Here is a 24,722-nt window from a genome sequence, read left to right on the forward strand (position 1 = left end):
GATAACTACCCTTCGTATTACCTACACTGCACAGAGCGAGCAGTGCAGCCAAACGGTCCAGGTGTGGACGGTCATCGACTCGTGGGGCCAACAGGCCCGCGCGTGAACGGAAGCGAGCCGTTTTCTATGGAGTTCCCACCCGAATACGCCGAGTTTCCCACGGAGTTCCCGCCCGAGGACGCCCAGCCTCTGGCGGAGGTCGGGCTGTTTCTGATGGACGACGTCCGCTCCGGGGAACCGGATCCAACGGGGGCCGCAGTCGGCAACATCGTCTTTCACGGCTGGCAGATACGCTCCCTGCCGCGTACGCCGCCCGAACTGCCGCGCCGCGACGCGTATCTGGTCAAGGCGCGCTACGACGTGGACTTCGACCCCGAGGTGCCGGGCCCTCGATGGGCCGAGGCGGGCTTCTCGTTCGACGCCGGGGACCTCGTCGTCAACGCCGCGCTGCCCGCCGGTGTGGCCGAACACGAGCCAGCGCGGACGTACGTACTGACGCACGACCTGGACTTCGCCCTGCCGGACGTCAACGACCTGGGCGACGGGGCGCTTGCGCGAGTACAGCTCCCTGCCCTCACACCGGACATCACCGTCTTCGGGGTCGGGGGACACACCTGTCGCTGGCGTCATCGCGCGGTGGACGACGGCGAGGTGCGGCTGGGCTCACACGTCGGCTGGTTCGTCCTTTTGGTGCCAGCCGGCTGTGACGAGGTGCACGCCACAGCGAGGGCGGGCTACGCCCTCACCGAGGAGGCGTCAATGGGGATGCAACCCCATGCCAGCATGGACGAGTTCACAGTGCGGCTTCCGGTCACGGAGCTGCCCGAGCCGTCAGCGCCACCGTCACCGCAGGACTCGGCGTGGACGCACAGCCATGGGAAGGAGGTCCGCCGAAATCCCACCGAGACGCGCATGGGCTTCGGTGTCGACGTGGTCGGGTATTCCGAGCGCGACGCCTTGGGCAGGGAGACACTGCAGCGGCGTCTGGACCAACTCGTACGCGACGTCCTCGGTGACATCGGGTTCGACCTGGCGAATCTGGAACACCAACGTAACGGCGACGGCATGAACGTCGTCCTGCCTCTGAACACCGACATCACGCAGGCGCTCCCGGGTCTGATCAGCGCGATGGGATCCCGGCTCCGCCAGGACAACGAGCGCCACGCCGACCGGATGCGCATAAGGATGGCCTGCGACGTCGGCACCTTCAGGACGGGCGCCAACGGCTACGAAGGCGAAGCGGTCCTGAGCTTCTGCCGCCTACTGGACAGCCTCCCGCTGCGCGCTGCCCTCAGAGCCCACAGGAGTGCCGAACTGGGCGTGCTGATCAGCGAGTTCCTCTACGGACAGGTCCTCGCTCCAGGCTATCCCGGGCTGAACCGGACGGAGTTCACCCGGGTGACCGCCGTGGTGAAGCACTATCAGGCAGACGCATGGCTGTACACGTCACCGAGTGCCGGGAGCGTGGAATGACCCGCCCGTCCGCCGAACGCGCGGACCTGCTCGGGGTCGTTCGCGCGTACACCGATGCCCCCGTCGGCGGAGGCGGGGCCAGTGGGCCCACCAGGCCCGGCGCTCTTGAGTCCCTCGGACGTCTGCTGGCCGGGGTCGGCGACCTCTTCGACGACGTGGAAACGGCCGTCGCGGCGGGACAGCTACATCTCCGCCGCGCGACAGTGCGGAGTGCGGACGAGGATGCCATGGAAGCGGACCTTCGGACGGCCGCCTGGTACTTTCTGCCCGTGATCGCGGAGGGGGTGACTCACCCGCCCCAGGCCGTCACCGACTTCTACGGGCGGGCCGCAGCCACGTACGTGCCCGGGGCCGGGCCTCCGACCGCCCCCGGGCTCTCCCTTCGCGAGTGCCACGACCGGATGGTGACGGCGATGCAAGGGCACGGGCAGGGCTCCCGAGGCGGCGTAGCACTGCGGCCGACCCTGTTCGTCCTCCGGCACGTCGCGGCCACCTCGACAGCTGGCACCGACCGGCACGCAGCCTGCCTGTCCAATCTCTCGGGTGCTCTGCTCACGCTCTACCGCCTGGAAGGTAAGGCGGGGCTGCTGAACGATGCCGTCGCGGCGGCACACGAAGCTGTCCGTACGACCGAGACCGCAGCCAGGGACACCGGCCACACCACCGCCCCCTCCACCGACTCCACGTCGCAGGACGGATCGTCCGCCGACCAATCGGACCGTGACCTGGCGGACCGCCTGATGAACCTCGTCGCGGCACTGCACGCCCGCTACGGCCGAAGTGGCTCCCCAGAGGACCTGCGGGACGCCTTGAAAGCGGGCCGCAGGGCAGCCTCCCTCGATTCCGCACCGGCACAGACCCAGGCACGCAATCTCAGCAACCTCGCCCTGGCCCTCCTGTCGCACTTCGAGCGGACCGATGACGAGGAGGCGCTCATCGAGGCGGCGGCCTACGCCCGACAGGCCGTCACCCTCGTGCCCGAGGGCCCCCGGGCCGCCCTGCCCCTCACCAACCTCGCGGCCGTCCTGGGGTCGTTGGGGTCCCGGACCGCGGACCCCCACGTCGTACGAGAGTCCGTCGACGCTGCCAGAAGGGCCGCACTGTACGGTGGCGATACCCTCGACGGCCCCGAGGAGTTCGCGCTCGCGCTCGCCCAGTCCCTCTTCGACCTTTACCGGACGACCGAAGACACGTCTGCCCTCGACGAGTGTGTCGAGGTCTGCCGCGCGGCGCTGGCCTCACTGCCCGTGCACAACCCCGAGCGATACCGCTACCTGCTGACGCTCGGACGGGCCTTGCGTGTGCGGGCGCATTCCGCGCCAGGCGACGCCGCGGCGCTGTCCGACGCGGTCGGTACCCTCAGGGAAGCGGCGGTGGCCACACCGCCCGGTCACCCGGGCAGGGCGGACACTCTCGGCAACCTCATGCTCGCCCTGCAGGACGTCTACGACGGCACCGGGGATCCCCACGCCCTGAACGAGGCGATCGACACCGGCCGGCTCTCCGTACACGCCGCTGCCGAAGGCGATTCCGTACTTCTCAAGGTTCAGGGCAATCTCGCCAACTCACTACTCGACCGCTATCGCCGGACCGGCATCGTTATTGATCTTGACGAGGCAGTGGAGATCGGCCGCCGTGCAGTGGCCGCGACTCCTCCCGGCCATCCTGACAAGGCCGCTCATCTCACCTCGTGGGCGTACCAGCTGCTCGTCCGCTATCAGGCGACGGGAGATCCGGCGGCCCTGAAGGAGAGCATCTCCGCCGCGCGACGGGCGATGGACACGGCGAGTCCAGGAAGCGCCACCGCTGTCGCCGCGCAGTCGAACCTGGCCATCGCGCTGGAGACGCTCTTCGAACGAGCCGGATCGCTGGATGCCCTTGACGAAGCGGTGGAACTCAGGCGCAAGACGATCCGCGCGACGCCCACCGGCTCACCAGCGCTCGCGGGTCGGCTCTCCAGTCTTACCGGGGTGCTCCGTATGCGTTACGACCACACCGGAGACCGCGCAGCGTTGGAGGAGGCCACGGATTGTGCGCGTCGGCTTATGTCCATGATCGTGTCAGGGCAGCCGGAGTACCCCCTGCGCATGGCAAACGCGGCTGCCACTCTCCATCAGTGGAGTGAACTCGCCCATGACGACGTAGCGGGCAAAGAAGCCGCGGCCGCAGCCGGCCTGGCGGTGGAATCGGTGCCCGAGACCCATACAGCGCGACCGGCTCTGCTGAGCAACCTCGCCGGGATCCTCCTCGCCCGCTACCGGAGGACCGGAGTCCTCGCCCGGCTCACCGAAGCCGGTAACGCGGCCGACGCAGCGGTCCGTACCGCGCACCCCGCCGACCCGGACCGGCCGCTGTATCTGCTGAACCTCGCGATGGCGTCGCGGTCCCGGCATGAGCGCACGGGCGAGCCGAACGCACTGCGCGAAGGCATACGCGCGGCTGAAGAAGGACTAAGCCTCGCTGCAGCCGGACATCCTCTCAGGCCGCAGCTGCTCTCACAGATCAGCCTAGGGTTGCGGGCCCGCTACGAGCGGAGTGGTGAGATACGGCATCTGACCGAGTCGGTCAAGGCGGCACGTGAAGCTGTCGGTGCATGTCCGTCCGGCCATTCAGACCATGCCATGTACCAGTCGAACCTCTCCGCTGCCCTGCAGACACTGCACCAGCGGCAGGACCCGCCGGATGCGGAGCGCACGATCAGCGAAGCGGTCGTAGCCGCCCGCGCGGCTGTCGTCGTCACCGCACGCGGCCATCCCGACCTGCCCGCCCTCCTCTCCCATCTCTGCGGGGCGTTGATGTTCCAGTACGGCTCGACCGGCGGGCGGCGAGAGCTGGCCGCCGCCGTCACCGCCGGCCGCCGGGCCGTCGCCCTCTCGCCGCACGGCCACCCCGACCAGACGCACCGGCTCGCCAATCTCACGGCCGCATGGCGACTGCGGTACCGCCACGACGCCTCGCCCAAGGCCCTCGGAGAAGCCGTGGCCACCGCCCGCCGCGCTGTCGTCTCCCTCGCCCCCGACCACCCCGACGAGGCGTCCGTCCTGACCGGCTGCGCGGCCGCGCTGCGGACCGCGTACAGGGCCGGGGCGGGTCGAACGGAGCTCGAAGAAGCCCTGCGTCTCCTCGACCGGGCGGCACATTCCACGGTCAGCCCGATCGGGGACCGGATCAGGGCCGCCCGTGCCCTCGGCCGTGCCGCCCTGGAGGCCGACGAAACCGGTCGGGCCCTGAAGTCCTACGAAACCGCGGTCGACCTGCTCGGACAGCTCGCTCCCTGGCGGCTGTCGCGCGGGGACAGGGAGTTCGGTCTCGGGGAGATGGAAGGGCTGGGCAGCGAGGCCGCCGGGGCGGCGCTGAGCCACGGAGATCCCGGACGGGCCGTCGAACTGCTGGAGCAGGCACGCGGCGTAATGCTCAACCAGACACTCGACATGCGCAGCGATTTCGACGAGTTACGAGCAGCCTGTCCGGACCTGGCCGACGAGTTCGAAGCCCTACGGGCGAAGCGGGACGCCGCCGACCACATCAGCCTCGCCGAGCAGTTCGACGAAGCGTCCGGTGCACAGGACGGCGGCCCTGGCGATCCCGACAGCATGAACAGCCCCGGCCAGGCCGTCCGGCGCATCGCCGCCGAACGGGCCGCGATGGACTCGGAATGGCACGCGCTCCTTTCCCGCATTCGAGCCCTTCCCGGCCTGGACGGCTTTCTTGGCCGCCCCGACCTGGAAACACTCCGACGGCAGGCCGAACACGGCTTTGTGATCATGCTGGCGGTCGGCAGGCATCGAGGTGACGCCCTGGTACTCACCTCGGATCCGCACTCCCCCGTCACCGTCATCGGTCTCCCCGAAGTGACCGAGAACCGAGTGATCGACTGGGCTGATCGGCTCTTCAAGGGACGGGTGCCGGGCTCCCCGCCGGTGACCGACTACGCGCAGGCCAAGCGGCGCATGCGGGACCTCGTCGAACTGCTGGAGTGGCAGTGGGACCATGTGGCGGAGCCCGTGCTGGAGCGGCTCGGACTCACCCGGTCACTTCGACCGGACAACGATCCCAGCGAGTGGCCGAGGATCTGGTGGTGCCCGGCCGGTATTACGGCCTTTCTGCCCTGGCACGCTTCGGGCCACCACCAGGAAGACGGAGCGCGGAGCGGGACCGCGCACACTGTTATGGACCGCGCGGTCTCCTCCTGGACGCCAACCGTTCGGGCTCTCGCCCACGCGAGGCGCCCCCCACGGACAACAGCACTGGTTCCCCCATCCGGGCCCGGCGTCGCCGCGCCCAGAAGCGGAAAGGGCACTCTGCTGGTCGAGATGGCACAGCCAACCGGAACGACCCGCCCTCTGCTGCATGTGCGGACCGAGACCGAACACATCGTCGGCCTGCTGCCCGGTGCGACCCGGGTCAGACCTCCTCACAACACACCGCAGACCGTGCTCGACGCGCTGCCCGCCCACCCGGTGGTCCACTTCTCTTGCCACGCCGTCAGCGAGTGGGGCTCTCCGGGGCACAGCGGACTGCTGCTGAGCGACGGCGGTGGCACCGGGACGGCACGCCTCACGGTCGACGCGATCTCCTCACTGCACATTGCGGATGCCGAACTCGCCTACCTCTCGGCATGCAGTACCACGCTGACTAACCAGCGGCTGGCGGACGAGTCCGTTCACATCACGGCCGGATTCATGCTCTGCGGCTACCGCCATGTGATCGGCACCCTCTGGCCCGTCGACGACACGGCAGCCGGAGAAATCGCCGTCGACTTCTACACCCGGCTGACGAGCAACGGCGGCGCGGGGCTTCGAACAGAGAATGCGGCGTACGCGCTGCACCTCGCCCTGCACCGTGGGCGGGCGAAGCGCCCGTGGGCCCCGTCGCTCTGGGCGGCGCATCTGCACACCGGGGCTTGAAGTGGCCGTGTCGTGTCCTGGGCGGTGCAGTCGTCGTCGGCGGTCAGGCCAGCACTGCGGCGATGACCACGAGAATCAAGCCGAGTGCGAAGAAGGCGAGCGACATCTGGACGTGCCGGTGCTTGCTCCAGGCGATCTTGCTCATGGCGATGAGCTGACGGCTGAGGACAGGGAGCAGATCGGAGCGCCTCATGGATTCGGCCAACTCGGTGGCCTCACGGTGCATCAGGTGGCCGAAGTAGACGAAGTTGTCGGAGGCTTCAGCCTGCATCCTGGGGGCGCGAAGACGGGGTACTACGACGAGTACCGCGAAGACGGCACCGATCAGGATGAGCGTGCTGCCAGCCCACAGCAGGCAGCGGGAACCCCAACCGTGCAGATCGGCGAAGACGTTGTCCTGCCCGGAGAGTGCGATGATCCCGGCCGCAGCGGCCGATTCGAGAGTGAGCGCGAACGAAGCCTTGGCATCGACCCGGGCCGTCCACTCTCCGACCGCCCCATGAATCCGCCAGGCCGTCTCCACGGCCTTCTCCTCGGTCTCGGGGCTAGCTCCACTCCGTTGAGGCATCAGATCTTCCGCCGGCGAGAGGTTGGGTAGACCATCGTCAGGTGTACTCCTCACGAACGTCGCCGAGCCGGGCCCGCGATGTCCGGTGCCCGGCCGACGTCTCCCGATGTCATGTGCTGCTGGATGGCATACCCAATTCCGGTCGGACAGTTGCGCGTGGGTGGACCTGGGATGTCGGCCCTTTCGACCCTTTGATCGCGTGGTCCAGTTCATCCCGTAGCTGAGCTGCCCTGCCGCCTTCGTCGACGAGAAGCCGGATTTTGTGTCGGGGAGCGTGCGATCAATTTCCGAGGATGGCCTCCCGCGCCGCCCGTGACCAGATGGCCTGCTGACGCGTGGTGAAGCCCATGCGATTGAAGTGGAAGAGGACGTGGCGGGCGAGGACACCGCGGGTGGCGAGGGCGAGTCGTCCTTCGCGTCCGGCGTCTCCGAGAGTCTGGCCGCCGTGCTTCACCGCGTCGGCCCAACTGGCGAGGGGAGCCAGCGAGTTGCCGACGGTGAGGGCGGGCTCGGTGTCGGCCGTCAGGAGCTTGCGCACCGTGCCGGTCATGGCGGTCACTCGCTCCGGCGGAACGTCGTCGGGGAGAGGGCGCTTGGCTTCGACGCGTGCCCACACGTCGCCCTGCTCGCTCCATTCCTGGCCAGCCGCACGCAGGAACAGACTAGTGATGATCAGCGAGGTCGCCTTGGCGTCGAGCGAGGCGCTGTTTTCTGCTGCCGAACGACGCAGGTAGTCGAGAATTCCCACGCTGTCCGCATGGAACAAGGCGTGGGCGATCCTCATCCCGTCAGTGCCGCCGAAGGCCACGCTCTCGGCCTCGTACGGCGACGGCCACCAGCGTTTCACCACGCCCCACGAGACTGCGCTGTTGAGAGCCTCATGGATGGGTTCCGACGCACACTCGCCCATCGTCTGCGGGCCGGAAGCGACGCGGAGACGCCAGCAGGGGAACTTGCGCACGAACCACCAGGCGCCGATGGCCCCAGCGTCGCAGGCTTCGCGTAGAGACGGCAGCAAGTAGGCGAGGAAGGCGCGTTGGGCGGTCGGGTAGTCGGTGAACTCGATGTTCACCTGCTGCCAGTCGGAGGTGGACGACCGTGCGTCGAGTGCTGTCCGTCCAGCGGCGCAGTACAGCTTGACGGCTTCGGCCAGGTGTTCCGGTGACGAGTGCAGCCGAGCGGAGACCGTCTCGATCGGGGTACCGGCCAAGACGGCGTGGACGGCTCGTTCTGCCGTTCTGCTGTCATGCAGGTCCACCTCTTCCTCCTTTCGGGGCCTCTGCCATGTCAGGCGAGGAGCAGGCAGGCATCCCAGTCTCTGACCGGTGCTTCGTCGGTTTCGATGCTCTGGAAGGCGAGCGCGACTCCTGCCGTGCCTTCGAGGAACCCGGCTTCCGTCGGTGTCTCAGCGGCGAGGAAGCGTTCGGTGAGGTGCGGCAGGAAGCTGGTGAAAGCGTCGGGCTCGTCGGCATCCTGGGCAACGCGCTGAACGACCCGTATGAGGCCGCCGATGCCGTGGCACAGACCCCGACCGGTGAGTTGGACGAGTTGGAGGGGGTCGGCCAGGCAGTCCAGGAGCGCTCGTTCGGCTATGCGTTTGCGGTCGGTGTCGCCGAGGGCGAGGGCGGCGAGTTGCTGGGCGCGGGTGAGGCCGGGGGTGCCGTAGCACCAGGATGGTGCGGCCGAGTGCCTGGGGCTGGCGGTGGTGTCGGTGGTCCAGCGCGACCATCGGGTGCCTCGGTGGTCGCTGACGCGTATCTGGTCCAGCCAGCGGCAGATGCGCAGCATCGCCTCCTGGTGGCCGGGCACGGTGGTGCCGCGCAGGTGGGCGAGTGCAAGGAGGGCCAAGGGGCCAGTGATGCCGTGGGCCAGCCCGGCGTTGGCGTGGCCGCCAGGGGTGGGGGTGCTGAGGTTGACGGGGCTGTGCCCCGCCCACCATCCGGGCCGTGTGCGTCCGTCGGGTCCGGGGAGCGGTTCGGTCAGGCGCACGAGGTATTCCAGGACGCTTTTGAGTTCTGGGCCGTCGGGGGTGCGGCGTAGGAGGAGGGCTCCGAGGCCGGTGAGGCCGCGCAGTAGGTCGTACTCAGCGAAGGTGGTGGGTCGGCCCTGATCGATACGAGTGTGGGCGGCTTGCAGGCGGCTTCGGGTGTGCGTGGCCACGATGCGGTCGAGGGTGTTGAGGGCGCCAGCGTATTGGTTGCTGTCGGCGGCGGTCAGGTGCAGGACGTATGCCATCGCGGGTGCGCCGAGGAAGAGGCCCGCTTGGTCGCCGTCGATCAGTGGGCCGACGGCGGCGAGTCGGCGGTGGACGGTCTGCCACGATCCACGGCCTTGGCGGGCGCGTTCGATGTGGAGCAGGGCGATACCGAGGGGGCCGTGGGCGAGGGACTGCCGGAAGGCGGTGTCCTGCTCGGGGACGGGTCTGACGCCGGTGGTCACGGTGGTGCTCCTTCGGTGCGGGCGCTCCAGGACAGGGCGGCGGTGCGGGCCAGGCGGCGGCAGACGGTCTCGTTGTCGGGATCGATGCCGGCTGCTCGGTTGTGGTGCATGTGCAGCAGAGACGGCAGTACGTCGGTGGGTTCGATGCTGTGGTCGGCGAGGGCGGTGCGGTACGTCGCCAGTGCGGATCGGCGATTGGCCCAGGCGGTGACGACGCGTTCGCCGCCTGGCAGGGCTCGTAGCGCGGGTAAGTCGCTGTCCGGGGCGGTCAGCTGTATGGCCAATGCTTGGAGATCACGCGAAGGCATCTCGCCTTCCCCTTTGAGCAGGTGCTCGGTCAGCCAGCGACGCCGGGCCGCCGGGCTGCCGGTGAACGTGGCGGCGATGTCCGTGAAGCTGGCGGCGGTGACGGCCGGCTGCAGGTGGGGAAGTAGGCCGAGCGTCCGTTGGGCGATTGCGGCGGCGGAGTCGGCGGCGAAGGCGTGCTCGGCGGCGGCCAGGGTGTCGCCGGTGCCGTAGCGGCCGGTCTCAGGTTCGTCGGTGTCCCACTGGATGCTGCGGAGCAGGCCGGTGTTGCGGAGTTCCGCCGCCCAGGCTCCGACGTGCTGCGCGGCGGTGCCGAAGGCATCTGGGGTCGGCAGTCGGAGGCGCAGACGCACGTGGGTGTCCGGGTCGCTGTAGCGGGTGTACCACCACAACGGCTCGCCGCCTTCCCAGCCCTGGAACAGACCGGGCAGGTGCGTGGCCAGGATCTCCGGGACGCGTTCGGGGTGGCAGTAGATCTTCAGGTACGCCCATGGAGAGGTGCCCGGCAGGCGCCCGCTGTCGCGCCGTACGACCACTGTCGTTCGGGGGTGGTGGACTGCGGGTGGGAGGCTGGAGGCGAACGGCATGGTGACTTCGTGGGCGTGGCCGAGCCAGCCGTATGCCTCGTCCTCGGGAGCTTCGTGCAGTGTCGCGGTGCCGGTGCGCTCCAACTCCATGCGCAGGAGGTGTTGGTGGGTGGGGTGGTCGAGGTCGAGGCGGAGGCGCTGGTCGTCGGAGCCGAGGAAGACGGTGCGGGTTACGCCGTAGCGGCAGCGCCAGTTGGTGAAGCGGCGTAGCCGGCCGGAATGGTCGTTGTGGCCGAGGTCGCTCAGCCGGAGTCGCCAGCAGGCGGGCGAGAGGACGGTGCGGCCGGTGCGGACTTCGGGCAGGAAGGGCAGTCGGGCGGCGGCTCCCCAGGCGAAGGGGGTCAGCACTGCTGTGTGGGAGCGGTGCACCTCGGTGACGAAGCGGACCAACGGATGGGTGGCGTTGGTGAGTTCGACGGCGTTCATCACCGACGGCTCGATGAGTTGGCCGGTGGACAGCGAAGCCAGGTAGAGGCACTTCGAGTCCGCGGTTACCGCGAGGTCGTCCAGGTCGAGCGTGGCGGCGGGGTTGTGTTCGCCCAGCGACAGCAGGTGTGGCGTTACGGCGAGGGCACGGCTGACGTTCTGGGTACGGCGCCGGAGCGGCGGGCTGGAGACCTGCGCTCGCTCCGCGTCGGCGGTGAGCGTGGGCAGGGCCGCGTACGCGGCCGTCATGCGGTGGCGGTCGGCTGACTCCAGCATGGCCAGGAACCGGCCTGTCGTCGTGCCCGCCGCCTGGGACAGGCCCACGATGCTCAGCGCGAACTGCCCCTGCTGCAGGGCATCCAGGGAGGTGGCGAGCACGGAGAAGCACAGCTCGACATGGGCAGGGACCTGAGTGGCCTTGTCGACGGCGAGCGCGGCAAGATCCTCTTCCGTCAGGACCACCTCGCGTACCTGGTTCGCCGCGGCGTGTTGGGCGAGGGCCAGAAGGTGTTCGTCCCGGCGGGTTGAGCCCTGGACGGGTCGCTTGAGGACCGAGCCTCGGTACCCCGCCGGAAAACCGAGGCCGATGTCGGGATCGGTGAGGTCACGGACCGGAATGAGGGCGCCCATGCTGTAGCGCTCCAGGAAACGGGCGCGGTAGTCCTGCCAGGCCGGGGGCCCAGCCGGGAACGGCGAGATACGGGCCATGACTTGAAGGGCGTGTTCTGCTTCTCGGGCGACCTCGGCGGGCAGGACGACTTCGCAGTCGGGCCGCAGATTCACCACCAGGGTCCGCTCGGTGACGCCGGTCAGGGCTGTCATGCGGCGGGTGGCCTCGGTGCGCAGAGCCCGCTGTTCGTCGGCCGGGGCATGGTCGTGCCGGATCAGAAGCTGATGGATCTGCCGGAGATGCCCAACCGTTGCTGCCTGGGGCTCCATGCTGACGGTTGTCAGTTCGGCTAGGTCTGTCAGTTCGGCCACCAAGTGCCCGAGGGCGTCGTCGCAGGTCATGGGCGCCCGCAGGCTGGTGATGAGGATCTGGTGCGCGACGAGGCCATGCACCATGTCCTCGATCACCGACGTGGGCGTGTCGGGATAGCCGGCGTGCAGTTTGGCGATGATGTCGTCGACCGTGATCGCCGAACGGGCCAGTTCAAGGACTGCCTCGGCAGCGGGGGTGCGGCGCAGGGTGACCTCGGCCGGGCCGTTCTTGCCCGGCTGATGCGGTACGGCGATCCGGGTGCCCCGGACGATGCAGGTGGGATCGGCGATCACGGGCAGGCGGTGCAGCAGATCGCGGTTCTGCTCCAGGGCGGTGACGATCTCGGTGAGCCACTCGGCGTCCGCTCGGGCGAAAGCCCGGTGTCCGGCGCCCCATTGGACGTGGGCCTGGATCCCGAGGCGTACGGGCGCGGGGCCGGCGAACAGGCCGAAGGGGGTGGCACGGTGCTGCATCCGCAGCAGGTAGCGCACCAGGGAGATGACCGTGCGCCGAACGGTTCGGGGCCGCTGCTTACGGCTGTCGAGCACGCCGTGCACGGCCTCGACCAGAAGAGGGCTGGCGACCTCGATGGCAGCCGCCGTGGCATCGTCCGTCCAGACCTTGCCGATCCACTCCCGCCAGTGCTCTACATCGCCGGAGGAGCTGCCGTCCAGGTCAGGCCAGGGAGGCACCTGGGCCGCCAGCGGCCGGGCGGCTGCTCTGATCAGAATCGCGTCAACGGCCTTGTACATCCCCATCCCCGTGGCTCCTTCGTCCGTCGTCCTGGGCGGTGCGGGGCCGGGCCGGGCCGAGGACTTCGGCCCGGACCCGCACCGGTTGGTCAGCCTCCGATGCAGGTGCTGTTGGAGCAGGCGGACTGGCAGGTCGCCCCGCAGCCGTCGCCGGTGTCGTTCAGAAGACCCGGCACGACCGGGGCGGACGCGATGGTCTCGATGTTGAGGTCGAAGTCCGTGTCGGCGGCGGCCGTGAAGTCCGTGGCGGCCTTGAGCGCGGTGCTGCCCTGCTGTGCCATCTCGAATTCCTCCTGTAGGGCTGGGTGGGATGTGCCTTGCTGTCCTGGCCGGTGGGCGCTGTCGGCGCTACGGCCAGGTGATCAGGACCCGCGTGTGGGGCCGGTCGACGACCCGGCCCTCGGGAAGCTGCCCGTCCGGAGTGGACGCCGGGTAGACCTCGACCTGTGCCCGGTCGCGGCGGTGCTCGCCGTCCCAGACCCGGATCTCCTCCACCAGGCGCTCGGCGACCTTCTGGCCCTGCGAGCCGTGGCCGATGGCGCCAAGCTCGAATCGGTCCGGGTTGTCGGTACGACGCACGGTGCGGTAGGCGAAGCTGTCCGCGTCGACGAGCGTGGGCACGCCGAGCGGCGAGGCGGAGGCGACCAGGCCGCGTTCGCGGGCAGCCGGTGTCGCGGCCAAGAGCGGCAGGTTGTCCAGCGCGGTTGCCAGCCACAGGTCCAGGTGCTCGCTGGACTCGTCACCGGCGAGCGTCACCCCGGACCAGGCTTCGACACGAGGGCTGCGCAGGGCAACTCGCAGCCCGTCGGCATCGGGCTCGGGGTGACCGTCCAGCCGCAGCCCGACCTCTTCGCCCTCGGTGTCGTGCAGGAGGACCAGGCGGACCCGGTTCTCGCCGACGCCCTGCATGGGCACGAAACCGCACAGCTCGACGCTGTCGCTCACCAACCGGTCGCCGTGGCGGACGAGCGCGACGGTGCGGGTCATGCCGCGCATCCGCAGCGGCACGACGACACGGCCGCCGTCGACGAGTTGTCCGGTCCAGGCCGGCGGGATGTCGGCGGCCTGGACGGTCACGATGACACGGTCGTACGGGGCATGCTCCGCCATGCCGTACTCGCCGTCGGCGGTGACGACGCGCACCTGCTGGTCGTAGCCGGTCTCGGCCAGGAACTTCTCGGCGCGTGCGGTGACGTCGGGGTCGATGTCCACGGTGACGACGAGGCCCTCGGGGCCGACGATCTCGGCGAGGTAGGCGGCGTTGACGCCACCGGAGCCGATCTCCAGGACCCGCATACCGGACCGGATGTCGGCCTGTTCGATCTGCATGGCCTGGATGCGGGCGGCGGACACCGAGCTGATGGCCACGCCGTCGGCATCCTTTTTCGTGATCGCGGCATTCTCCGCCTGGTACACCGCCGCCATGTCATCTTCGGGGGTGGCCAGATGACGAGGGACTTTGCAGAACGCAGCCACGACGTGCGGGCTCCGGGCTGCACCGAGCGCGATCAGCTCCCGGACCATCGCGTCACGCAACTGCTGGTCGGACGCGGGGGCTCCGTCGTCAGGGGTGGTCATGTCGGGGACGTTGTTCACGGGCTCTCTCTTTCTCGGCGGTGGAGGTTGTCACGACGCCGCCTCCAGGGGCACGGGCTGGTCGACGTGCTCGGTGGCCATGGGACTCAGCGACCAGCTGCACCACACCCACTTACCGCGACGGTTCCCCCGCCTGCGGTATCCCCAGTCGTCCGACAACGCCTCCACCAGCGCTAACCCGCGGCCAGACTCGTCGTCGGCCGACTCGCGCCGCGGCACCGGAAGAGCGGAAGAGACGTCGGCGACCTCGACGAGGACCGTCTCGTCGCGCTGCTGCAACACCATCACGATCGGCTCTGAGGCGTGCTGCAGGGCATTGGTCACGAGCTCTGACGCGACGAGCACCATGTCGTCCACCAGGTTGTCCAGGCCCCATGCGGCCAGCGTCTCGTGCACGGTCCAGCGCGCCCTGGACACGGCTTCCGGTCTGGGCTCCAGAGGCGTCGCGACCGCGCGCAGGATGCGGCCGACCGACGACCGCGATCCGGTGGCCTTCATCATTCCCACCCGCGCGATGCGTCCTGGACTCGCCGTACGGTCCCCGTGCCGTTGCTGAAACGGCTGACCGAGGCGCAATCGGCGCCTTCACCGGCCGGAGTCGCCCACGACCGCACGGGCAGGGTGGTGGGACAGGCCCGGCCACCACCCGGACGTAGGGGAAGCGGCCGTCTGCCCCGGAGGGCCAGTGGGGGACTTTCCTGCATCACAGCGAGGCTCCTTGGAAGGGACGGACAAGACCGAGCGGGATCTCAACCACCGTGTACGTTGCCGGTGATGGCTCCTCGCACTCGGTGACGGCGACCAGAGTGGGCCTGATGTGGATCTCACCGCCATGGCCCAGCAGATAGCGTCCGGCGCTCTTCCGGGTGACAGACAGCGCGCGCGGGTAGCGTCGAAGCGTCGTCTGAGCCGAGGGCGTTGCGTGCGGAGCAGGTGACGGGATCTCCTGCATGCGAGGGAGCCGCAGGCCCAGGGCCGACGGCAGATGGTCAGTGGTCTTCTTGGCCGAGAGGGGCCGACGATGGATGAACGTCCCAGGACGCTACTCAAGGCCCTGGTGGCCCAACGCCACTGGCGCTACAGCGACTTCGTGGCCCACTTCAGCCGTACCGCCGAGAAGGTCATCAAGAAGGGCACCGCGAACCCGACGATCTCCGAGGCACAGTTCCGCCGCTGGACCGCGGGAACCATCCGGACCCTGCCCAGCCCGGACGCCTGCCAGGTGCTGGAGGAGATGTTCGGCGTCAGTGCCGCCGCCCTGTTCCAGGCGCCGCCCTCGCCCGAGTCACCCGCACCCGCATTCAGCCTGAAAGACGAGATCGACATGACCGCACGCGACGCATCCAGCGAGGCCGGCGCCGCCGCCTCCGCGTCCATCTCCGACACCACCCTCGACCAGTTGCGAGACGACGTCGCCGAACTCGCCCGCCGCTACCACTCCTTCTCGGCGTTCGAGGTCCTCCAGACAGCGCGCAGGCTGAGGGAGGAAGCCGAACAGCACCGAGACCGCACACAGGTACCCGCCCAGCAACAGGACCTGCTGATCATCGCCGGCCAAGCCTGCGCACTGCTGTCCGCGGCGGCCTTCGACCTCGGTTCTCTCGACGGCGCCACCCGCCTCGCCCGAGCCTCCGCGCTGTACGGGGAGACCGCCCGCTTCACACCGCTACGGGCCTTCGCCGGAGGCGCTCTCGCCTACATCGCCTACTTCTCCGGCCGCCCCGCCGAGGCAGCCCAGATCGCGCAACGCGCGCAGATGCTCACCGGCCTCGGCGACGTCGCGCACCGCCGCCTGGCGGCCATCGAGGCACGCGCGCACGGCCACCGAGGCGACGCCGCCTCCGCCCAGCAGGCCATCGACGTCTCCCATCGTGAGGGACGCGGTGTAACCGACGACCTGCACGACGGCGTGGCCGGCGAATTCGGCTTCCCCGGCGAGCGGTTGGCCATGTCCAACGCCTCGACCTGCCTGCTCCTCGGTGACGGCGAACAGGCCGAGACCGCAGCCCGCACCGCCCTGGAGCTGGTAACCAGCAAGCCCGAGGCACTCCGCTCTGCACACGTCGTGGGCGGCGCCGCCGCGGACCTGGCCGCCGCCCGGCTGCTGAGCGGCGATCTCGACGGAGCCGCCGAAGCCCTCGAACCCGTCTGGACCGTGCCAGGTGAGCAACGCGCCACCGGCCTGCTGACCCGCACCGCGCGCATCCGCCGGGCCCTGACCGCCGAACGCTTCCGCCGAACACCCCTCGCCGACGAAATCAGCGAGCGCCTGGAGCACTTCAGCCGACTCGCCGCCCAGCACCAACTTGGTGCGGGCGCCGGAGCAGTGGCCGCCCTGGAGGGCTGAGGGAACTCAGGAAGCAGAGGCCAGGGCAGCGAGAATCTTGGCCTCCTTCTCGGGGGCGAGCCCGTGCTCCGCCCAGCGGGGATGATCCACGGGGCGACCGTCGGCCCGCAACCACGCCCAAGTGTCCGTGATCGTCTCGGTGAGCGGGCGGCACCGCAGACCGGCCTCCACCGCCCGGCCGGCGTCCACCGACCACACCCCTGTGTGAGTACGCCACAAGGGCAGTTCGGTCCACTGCCGCACTCCGTGCTCGGCGAGCAACTCCGGCTCCACCCACACCAGGTGACCGTCCGTCCCGGTGACGGCGAGGCACGCGAGCAGGAAGTCCCCGAAGCCCATCCCCTCGGGGTGGGCCACATTGAAGGCACTGCCATTGGTCGCAGCTGCCTGGTCCACGGCGAAGGCCGCGACATCGCGCACGTCGACCGGCTGGATGAGCCGGTCAGCCGGAGCCGGCGCCAGCACAGATCCGCCCCGGCCGGCCCGGTGCAGCCACCACGGCAGCCGACCCACGTACTCACCCGGCCCAAGAATGACCCCGGGCCGCAGAAACACCGCCCGCTCACCGAACGCCTCACTGACCGCCCGCTCCCCGCCGGCCTTCTGAAACCCGTACTTGGTGGGCGAACCGTCCGAGCCCGTGTAGCCGAAGGACTCGTCCGCGTCGGACGGGCACTCCAGCACCTCAGACGACTCGGTCAGAGTCTGATGCGGCCACCCCGAATACACCGACACGGTCGAGACGTGCACCCACCGGGACGCCGCATCACGCAGCGCCTGTGCGGCCAGCCGCACGTCACGCGGCGGCAGCTCGGAACTCGACGTGTCGATCACGGCATCCCAAGGACCCTGGGAAGCAAGCCGGTTGAGGTCCGCTACTTCAGTACGGTCGCCATGGACCGCACGCACCCCGGGCACGTCCCGCCTGGACCGGCCACGGTTGAACGTCGTCACGTCCCAGCCACGGCGTAGTACCTCGTCCACGATGCTCTTGCCCAGGAACCACGTACCGCCCAAGACCAGAATCCTCATGCCCAGAATCCTGCCCTTCCCGAGGACCCAGGAGAAGAGACCCCAATCCAGCAGTGGGGAACAGAGCCTTGTTTCCTACGCTCGCCGAGTCGATGTGTTCGGGGGTGGGCCATGTCCACGCTCCGCCCGTCATGATGAGCCGGGAGGGGCGGATGATCGAGTGAGCGAAGTGTTCGACGGGACCATGGACGTATCCGTTATGGCCGTGGGCCTGGAGCAAGGGTGGCAGTAATGAACAGGTCCGTTTCCTGGAGCGAGGCGGCGTTCGTTGCCACGGCCTGCTGGGCGGTCAGCGCTCTGGGATACGGTGTGATCGCCGCCCTCGACGAGCCGCAACTGTCTGTCGCTCCCCTCATCGGACTGGGGCTTGCCCAGTGGTTTTGGGCGCGCCACCGCTCCTGGTTCGCTGCAGTCGCGGCAGGTCTCGCGGGGGCTGTCGTACTGTTCGGGCTTGTCGACATCCTGCGGCCGGAGCTGGGCCGGTATGTCGCGGACGCGTTGTCCACAGGGGCCGCAGCGACCGTCATCGTGGCCGTGCTCACGCTGGTGGAGCGGGGAAGGGGACACCGTGATCGCGCGGCAGATCGGTAACTCCCAGGCGGCGAGCCGTCCGCACCAATAGCTACGAAAGATTCGTCCGGGTACTCAGTGCGCGAATCAACATCAGAAGCCCGCTCAAATCTGCCGCAACCTGAGCGTTCTGCCCGCGCCTTGCGATGTGATCGACCATACTTCACGCTGAACGCCGCGATCGATGCACACCAGAGAGGATCGACATGGCGAGCGATACCCTCAAAATCAGTGTCCCAGGCGAGTTGGCGGATCTCCTTGTGACCGAGGGACACGCAACAGCAGCGCGGGGGAGGCGGAGTGGTGAATGGGCGCTGGATGCCCCATTTCTTGGCCAGGCCACGACCGTCATCGCTCTGCTCCAGGCTCCGCAGACGGTGGAGTACTTGGCACGCACTCTGCGCACACTGGTGTCTCGTCATCGGGCCACTCGCAGTGGCGCTGGCACCGGGGGCGAGTCCATGGTGCACATTGAGGCAGTAGGCCCTAATGGCCAGATCCGCTTCGATGGAGAAGCGAGCGTGGAAGAAATCGAGAAACTTCTTCGGCAGACTATTTTCGCCGCCGAGAATGACGGATAATCTACGCAGCGCCATCCGTAGGCGCTATATTCATTTTCTATCTGCAACACTGAGGCGAATCCTTCCTTTGAGCACGGTCAACAAGCTCAGAGAAGTGGATTCCGAAGATGTCCGAGCCATCTCAAGGATGTATCAGATACTCGATCGAAAACCTCTATACGCATCCAGCCTTGAGCATGTAATATCTTCGGTCATTGAGCATTATTCTCAATCAACCTATTCATCGCTCACCAGGTCATTGCTATCGGCATTGACACATGAAACTGCATTAAGATTTGACGAGATAGGCCGCCCCGAACAGGCCAACGAATGCCGTAATATGGCAGAGAAGTGGGCAGTCGGCGACTCCGATCAAGTGATTACTTGGTTGCGATTCTCGATTTCCGACTCCAGCAAACTTCACGAGCTGAAACCTCTGACCGTTGACGCTATAATCCGGGCACTCCTATTCGAAGTCGATAGATCCAGCCCCCGGCTTAATCGACCTCTCGTGCTCAGTGAGGTCGCCCACGCAGCGTTCGTCACGGGCAACTCCTTGCGACTCAAGACCGCGACCGATAAACTAGCAAATGCTGCAAATTCTCCCGGATTCCAGGCACTCATAAAATACTACGAATCCCGAATACTCGTCGCGGTCGGAAAATTAAAGGAATCCGAGCCACTGGTCGTAGAATTCGAGGAGATGGCCGCAGGGATCGCTAAGTCCGACCCTGCCTACGGGCACACGGATTTCCTACGTCGGCACCTCAAGGAGAGGTCCACGATCACTCAGGACTACACCGCCGATGAGTCCAGCGCCATGGGGCGGGCGGCAGTGGCGATGCAGCGCGGCGACTGGCAGCAGGCTGTCGAGTTCAACGAGCAAGCTGCAGCCGAGCTGCCCCTGGGTGCACTGCGCTCAAGTATGCATGGATTGGCCGAGACGGCCCGGCTAATGGGCGGCATGCTCGAGACATCATCTGCGGTCAATGCAAGTCTGGACCGAATGGCTTTGAATAATCTATTCGCCGCCAGGTCACTCCTGCCTTTGGAAAACCTGCTAGTACATTTATTTGCACAGGCCGTGAATATTTACGAATCGGGTGACGCATCGGCACCTGTAGCCCGGGTCTCCGATCTATTGGGAGAATTCCGCGGCGGTGCCGGCGTTGGTCGTGGGCACGGGAAATCCGGGTACCGGAGTGACGCTCTCGCCGATCTTACGTTGGTGGACTTCCTCTCCCACACTACCCAGGCAGTGACCCTCTCCGAGGTAAGTGACGCCTTTCCCGAACATCATGTCGTTTGGGTCAACTTCGCAGAGATGCAGAGTGGTGGACACGTGATCGTCACTACGACTCTGCGCCCAGGCTCCCCAGTTCCCCTAGTCCGTCGGACGCCTCTGTCACAATCGGATGGGAAGGCGCTGGCCCAATGCCTGGACGAAGAATCCGAAGAGGCCCCGCCCGAGGCCGTGGCCCGTGTCCGGCAGATGTTTTTCTCAGATCTGGGACAGGCATCCACTCAAGGAGCCAGAGTCCTAGTGGTGCCCGATGCGCCGACCTGGTGCATGCCCTGGAATGAACTGGCACCGCCCAGCGTGGAGGAGATCGCACTATCGGTTTCCATAGCTGCGGCTATGCGCATTCCACCACCCTCCTCAGTCGATGTTCCGCGTCTCATTGGCATCTTCGACGAAGTCGACCTTCACGGGTCACGCAAGGAAGTAAAAGCACTGGAAGATTTGGCGGCGGCAGGATATATTCATTTCACGCGCGCCTATTCAATAGATGAACTCCGCAACAAACTGGAGTCTTCGCGGTACGACGTGCTCACGGTCAGCGTGCACGGCACCACAGGCAACGGTATTGAGTACCGCATGCTTCTTCCTGATGGGCCCTCGTCCCCGGCAGGTCTGCTTCAACTGCAACTCCCACCGACGGTCGTTCTGGGTTGTTGCTGGTCAGCGAAGTCTTCCGAACAACCAGACACCACCGCCGCCGTACTGGCATGCCTCGTAGCTGGGGCCTCCCGGGTCGTCGGTGGCCTCTGGGCCATCGACGACGAAATCGCTGGCGACTTGCTCGCGCGCATGTATGAAATGCATTTCCTCTTCAGGAAACCGCTCGCGCAAGCCTTGCGAAGCGCTCACCTGACGCTCGACCCGGAGGTGCGCCCCGGGGCCGCAGGGTTGATTGTCGTCGGGCGAATCTGAGGGGCATCCCCGGAGCAAGCCTTGGCAAACCCTCAGCTAAGTGCAAGAACAACCCCGAGTAGTTCCTCAGTGCACGTCCGTCGCCTGTCCGTAGAGGCGAGCGGCACCTGTGAACACAGGCTCAACATCTCCCCCTGTTCGGCCCGGGGGCACCACCAACGACCGACGTGGCGTGAGACCCAGCGACACCATAGTCCCCAGCCTCTCCGATCGCGACCAGAAGGGCCGCTGATGCGGCGCACCCGGCCAGGCGCACTGGCTGCCCAAGTGCCATGCCCAGCAGCGACAGCGCGAAGGAAACCGTGATCCACCACACGGTGGCGGATCTCGCTTCCGACCACCACCGCAGACCCTGTTTCATCGGGCAACGCCAGTGATGGGGAAAGTGGAGACTGCCAGGGCGAGCCACTGCCAGGCCATCGTCGTGGTCTCTTTCGCGTAATAGGCGAACAACGGGACGACGATGTCGGCGGAGATGGGCCGCAGAAGGTGTTCGGTGCGCTCGCCGGGTGAGACGGTTTCGGCCGCCCGCCATTTGGTGGCGGGGTCACGGGTGGTGCGCAGGATCAGGCCCATCGCGCCGCCGGCGACGGTCGCGTGGACGCCGCCGTGCCGATCACCGTTGGCGCGATCGCGCCGCTTCCTGCTGGGGGATGGCTGCTGCGACGGGGGCCGGAGTGGGGTTCGACTTTGGGCGCCGAGGCGGTGCGGTGACGTATCCGAGGTGGTGCCGCCGCCAGACGAGGACGTCGCTGGCTGAGTCGGCGCTGTCGAGTTCGCGTTGGGCGGCGGCTTTGGCCAGTAGGGCGGCCGTGTCGTGGCCAGCTTGTTCGGCCTGGTCGAGGAGGGCTGTCAGTCCGTTCCAGCCGGGCTCGGCCTGGAGGCGGTCGGCGAGGTGGGGTAGGGCGGCGTGGACCGTGGCGGTGTGGCGGCGCCGGTTCGGGGCGGGCAGGTGTTCGCCATGGGCGCGCAGGGTGGCCAGTGGGCCGGCAGCGGTGGCCTGGTAGGCGGTACGCAGGTGACGGGCGGCGAACTGGGCGGCCTCGGCCTGCTGGGCGTGGCCACGAGCGGCGTGCCAGCGGGCGGCAGCGACAACGGCCAGGATCACGACGTCGAGGATCAGGGCGGTGGCGGCGCCGTCCGGGCCGCGGCCGAGGGCCGTGCCGGAGTGGACGATCTGGCCGGCTGCACGGCGCAGGGCGTACATCTCCTGATTCTTGGCGCGGATGTGGGAGCGGCTGGCACGCTCGAAATGGCGTGCGGCTGCTTGCAGTTCGGCGCGGCTGGAGGGGGGTGAGGTCTGGGCGAGAGCGTCGAGGACCTCGCCGACCCCGATCAGCTGGGCTGCCGCTGTGGTGTCGTCCGCGGACGTCATCGACGCGAGGGCGGAGTCGGCGGCCTGGACTGCGACGTAGCGGGCGCGGGCTGGTGCCGAGGCGCCGCTCGGGTCCAGGACCGTGGGCTGTGCGGTCGTGTCCGTGGGGGTGGTGAACCGTTTCCGGATGCGGGGCAGGGAGAGGTCAGGGGCGAGGGTGGATCCGGCGAACCAGATGGGTTCCTGGGTCTCGTTGCGGTCGCCGACCATGGCGACCTTGTAGCCGAGGGCATCGCCGGAGGGCGCGGTGCGTTTCTTTATGCGTACGCCTTCCGCGGCGAGCCGGTCGAAGAACTCCGTCTCGTCGGCGGCGCCGGCGAGGGCGCGGCGGACGTGTTCGTGCAGCAGTTCGCGGGAGGCGGCTTCCTGACCGAGGCGTTCGGCCTTGTGGCGCTCGGCGCTGGTGGGGCGCTTGGCGGCGGTGCCGTCGCCTTCGTTGAGGCGGCAGAGCCCGAACTCCTTCTCGATCTTGCGGCATTCGGCCTGGGCGCGGGTGCCGTCCTTGTGGTGGCGGGGGCGGGTGCGGTCGGCGCGGACGAGGGTGGCGACGATGTGGATGTGGTCGGGAGCGTGGCGGACGGCGATCCAGCGGCAGGCTTGGTCGTCGCCGTCGGGGGCGATGCCGGTGGCGTTCAGGACCCGGCGGGCGACGGTGGCCCATTCCTCGTCGGACAGGATCCGGTCGCCGGGGGCTGTACGGACGGGGCAGTGCCACACGTGCTTCTTCGGCGCGTTGTCGCCGAGGGCGTCGACCCACAGGTCGAGGTCGGCGGCCAGGTCGCTGAAGGTGGCGTGCGCATCGCGGCCGGGGTCGGGCAGGTGGGGATCGTAGGCGGCGACGAGGTGTGGGTCGACGTGGGCCTCGATGTCGCTGGTGCGGTAGAGGTAGTGGATCAGTCCGATGGTGCGGGAGCCGCGGGAGACGTCGGGGACCAAGGTCTCAGCTCACCAGCTTCCGTGCGGCGGTGCGGATCTCGGTGGCGGCATCCGCGACGGCGTCGGCGGCGCGGGCGATGTGGGGTGCGTCGCCACCGGAGTTGAGGACCTTGGCTATCTGGTTGAGGTTGGTGCCGGCGCGCACCAGCTGGATGCGGGCGGCTTCGAGGACGTCGAGGGCGTCGTCGTGGTCCAGGCGGGGGCGGCCGTGGATTTCGGCGTGGACGGACTGGGCGATGAAGCGGGCTTTGGAGATGCCCTTGGCGTCGGCGGCTTTCTGGATCTCGGTGGCCTCGGCGGTGCTGGCGCGGAAGGTCTGGCGCTCGGAGCGCTGCTTGGGCTGGCGGGCGCGGCGACGTCCTCCCCGCCCGGCCTTGGCCGGCGGCTCCTGCCCCTGTTCGTGGCCGCCCTCGGCCACGAACCCCTGACCCAGCGCCCCCTGGTGTCGGGCCTCCTCCGCCGCCCCCGGGGCGGAGGCAAGCGCACTGGACCGGCCATGGGACGGTCCAGTGCTACAGCTTGCTCCGTCTGGGGCAGAGGTGGTGGTCATCTGCTGCTGGGGTATGGAGAGTTCGTGGTGCTCGTCGGACATTGGCTTCTTCTCCATGGAGTCGTGCGGGATGGGGACCGTAATCGCGGGCGTGGACCCGAGGACCGCAAAGGGCAGTCACAGGGCGGGGCTTCAGAGTCGGCGTGGTGCAGGTGAAGAGCTGAAGTTCTGGGGCGCGGGCCAGCAGCGACGCTCAGGAGGCTGTGGCAGGCGTTGGCGGAACGTGATCCGCCAACGCTTTGCGTTCTGTCGTAGCGCTCATGTGGCGACGGCGTCCTTGGCGGCGCTCAGTTCCGCCCTGACGGTGTCGGCAGCCCTCTGGGCGCCGTCCTTGCTGATCGAGTAGCCCTTGGCCCGGACCGCCTTCTCCAAGGCAGGGCGGGGGACTTGGCCGGTCTCGGCACCCATGGCGCGGGCCATGGTCAGCAGCTCCTCGTCGGGTACGGTGCGTTTGCGCCGGTCCGTCCTGGGCGCCTTCTTGTCGGTCGGCGTCATGGCGACGGCGGGCTTCACCTCGGGCATGGGCACGTCGTTCGCCTTGGCGGGCACCCCGCTGTTGGCGTCGTCCGTCTCCTCGTGGCGGACCTGACGGTCCTGCCTTGACGTGGCGGATTCGGCAGGCGCCGTGGCGAGGGTCTCGTCCGCCATGGCGCCGTCGCCGCCGAGGTGGCGGTTCATCACGAGGTAGAGGTGGACGGCGCCGGCGAGGGCGAGTGGAGCGATGCCGGACAGAGCGCCGACAGTCGCGTTGTTGAGGAGTAGGTGAGTCCCTTCGTTGAGGCCGACGGCGTGTACGACGTTGGCCCAGATGCTGGTGAGGGTGGCAACGCCGACGAGCGCCCACACGTACAGGCGGGAGCGCAGCGGGGCCCCGCGCAGGATGAGCAAGGCGACGATGCCGATGGCGATGAAGCCGTCGATTACCAAGGGGAAGAGGTAGGTGAGCAGCCCGCGCACATGGCTGGCGACGGCCATCTGACGCAGCGCGTCGTAGGAGAGCGCGAAGCCGATGGTGGCGAGCAGGACGATGCCGACGCGGATGGTGAGGCTGCCTCGGACGGCGGCCGGGGCTGTCGGTGCAGGGGAAGGCAAGGCAATCGC

General features: G+C 68.2%; 16 protein-coding genes and 1 pseudogene. 5 read left to right on the forward strand and 12 right to left on the reverse strand.

Annotated features, from left to right (window positions below):
* Positions 1–102 precede the first annotated feature (102 nt).
* Positions 103–1,473, forward strand: a complete 1,371-nt coding sequence (locus ACGFY9_RS00215; protein WP_393750421.1) for a hypothetical protein — start codon at positions 103–105, stop codon at positions 1,471–1,473.
* Positions 1,470–6,380, forward strand: a complete 4,911-nt coding sequence (locus ACGFY9_RS00220) for a CHAT domain-containing protein (RefSeq protein ID WP_393750423.1) — start codon at positions 1,470–1,472, stop codon at positions 6,378–6,380. The genes ACGFY9_RS00215 and ACGFY9_RS00220 overlap by 4 nt, the downstream gene beginning before the upstream one ends.
* 43 nt (positions 6,381–6,423) lie before the next feature.
* Here the strand turns inward: ACGFY9_RS00220 and ACGFY9_RS00225 are convergent, their stop codons facing one another.
* The 7 genes from ACGFY9_RS00225 to ACGFY9_RS00255 form a co-directional block, all read right to left on the reverse strand.
* Entirely contained in the window at positions 6,424–6,948 is a 525-nt protein-coding gene (locus ACGFY9_RS00225) for a Pycsar system effector family protein (protein ID WP_393750425.1), read from the reverse strand.
* 280 nt (positions 6,949–7,228) lie between these two features.
* Positions 7,229–8,206, reverse strand: coding sequence for a thiopeptide-type bacteriocin biosynthesis protein (locus tag ACGFY9_RS00230; RefSeq protein WP_393750427.1), 978 nt, complete (start codon positions 8,204–8,206; stop codon positions 7,229–7,231).
* Between the two features lie 29 nt (positions 8,207–8,235).
* On the reverse strand, positions 8,236–9,387 hold the full coding sequence (locus ACGFY9_RS00235) for a lanthionine synthetase C family protein (RefSeq protein ID WP_393750429.1): 1,152 nt from the start codon (positions 9,385–9,387) through the stop codon (positions 8,236–8,238).
* Complete coding sequence (locus ACGFY9_RS00240) at positions 9,384–12,446, reverse strand: lantibiotic dehydratase (RefSeq protein ID WP_393750431.1); 3,063 nt, start codon at positions 12,444–12,446, stop codon at positions 9,384–9,386. The genes ACGFY9_RS00235 and ACGFY9_RS00240 overlap by 4 nt, the downstream gene beginning before the upstream one ends.
* A gap of 83 nt (positions 12,447–12,529) precedes the next feature.
* Positions 12,530–12,721, reverse strand: a complete 192-nt coding sequence (locus ACGFY9_RS00245; RefSeq protein WP_393750433.1) for an FxLD family lanthipeptide — start codon at positions 12,719–12,721, stop codon at positions 12,530–12,532.
* Between the two features lie 67 nt (positions 12,722–12,788).
* Entirely contained in the window at positions 12,789–14,018 is a 1,230-nt protein-coding gene (gene fxlM / locus ACGFY9_RS00250; protein WP_393750435.1) for a methyltransferase, FxLD system, read from the reverse strand.
* Between the two features lie 48 nt (positions 14,019–14,066).
* Positions 14,067–14,534 carry an ATP-binding protein gene (locus tag ACGFY9_RS00255; RefSeq protein WP_393750437.1) on the reverse strand — a complete coding sequence of 156 codons (468 nt, stop codon included), beginning with the start codon at positions 14,532–14,534 and terminating at the stop codon, positions 14,067–14,069.
* A gap of 523 nt (positions 14,535–15,057) precedes the next feature.
* On the opposite strand from ACGFY9_RS00255, the gene ACGFY9_RS00260 reads away from it, so the two are divergent.
* Entirely contained in the window at positions 15,058–16,383 is a 1,326-nt protein-coding gene (locus ACGFY9_RS00260; RefSeq protein ID WP_393750439.1) for a DNA-binding protein, read from the forward strand.
* 6 nt (positions 16,384–16,389) lie between these two features.
* Here ACGFY9_RS00260 and ACGFY9_RS00265 read toward each other — a convergent pair whose 3' ends face one another.
* A complete protein-coding gene (locus ACGFY9_RS00265; RefSeq protein ID WP_393750441.1) occupies positions 16,390–17,415 on the reverse strand; it encodes an NAD-dependent epimerase/dehydratase family protein in 1,026 nt (341 codons plus the stop codon).
* Between the two features lie 231 nt (positions 17,416–17,646).
* Between ACGFY9_RS00265 and ACGFY9_RS00270 the strand changes: the two genes are divergently transcribed.
* Complete coding sequence (locus tag ACGFY9_RS00270; RefSeq protein WP_393750443.1) at positions 17,647–18,006, forward strand: hypothetical protein; 360 nt, start codon at positions 17,647–17,649, stop codon at positions 18,004–18,006.
* 627 nt (positions 18,007–18,633) lie between these two features.
* Positions 18,634–20,760, forward strand: a complete 2,127-nt coding sequence (locus ACGFY9_RS00275) for a CHAT domain-containing protein (protein ID WP_393750445.1) — start codon at positions 18,634–18,636, stop codon at positions 20,758–20,760.
* Positions 20,761–21,117: 357 nt separating this feature from the next.
* Here ACGFY9_RS00275 and ACGFY9_RS00280 read toward each other — a convergent pair.
* The 4 genes and pseudogenes from ACGFY9_RS00280 to ACGFY9_RS00295 form a co-directional block, all read right to left on the reverse strand.
* Positions 21,118–21,360, reverse strand: a pseudogene (locus ACGFY9_RS00280) (Na+/H+ antiporter NhaA); the annotation flags it as partial.
* A gap of 16 nt (positions 21,361–21,376) precedes the next feature.
* Positions 21,377–23,071 (reverse strand): relaxase/mobilization nuclease domain-containing protein, encoded by a 1,695-nt coding sequence (locus tag ACGFY9_RS00285; RefSeq protein WP_393750447.1) that lies wholly within the window; start codon positions 23,069–23,071, stop codon positions 21,377–21,379.
* A gap of 4 nt (positions 23,072–23,075) precedes the next feature.
* Positions 23,076–23,489, reverse strand: coding sequence for a plasmid mobilization protein (locus tag ACGFY9_RS00290; RefSeq protein WP_393750449.1), 414 nt, complete (start codon positions 23,487–23,489; stop codon positions 23,076–23,078).
* 390 nt (positions 23,490–23,879) lie between these two features.
* Complete coding sequence (locus ACGFY9_RS00295) at positions 23,880–24,713, reverse strand: DUF2637 domain-containing protein (protein WP_393750451.1); 834 nt, start codon at positions 24,711–24,713, stop codon at positions 23,880–23,882.
* Between the last annotated feature and the right edge of the window lie 9 nt (positions 24,714–24,722).

It is taken from the genome of Streptomyces sp. NPDC048504, assembly GCF_043200035.1.
Classification (GTDB): domain Bacteria; phylum Actinomycetota; class Actinomycetes; order Streptomycetales; family Streptomycetaceae; genus Streptomyces.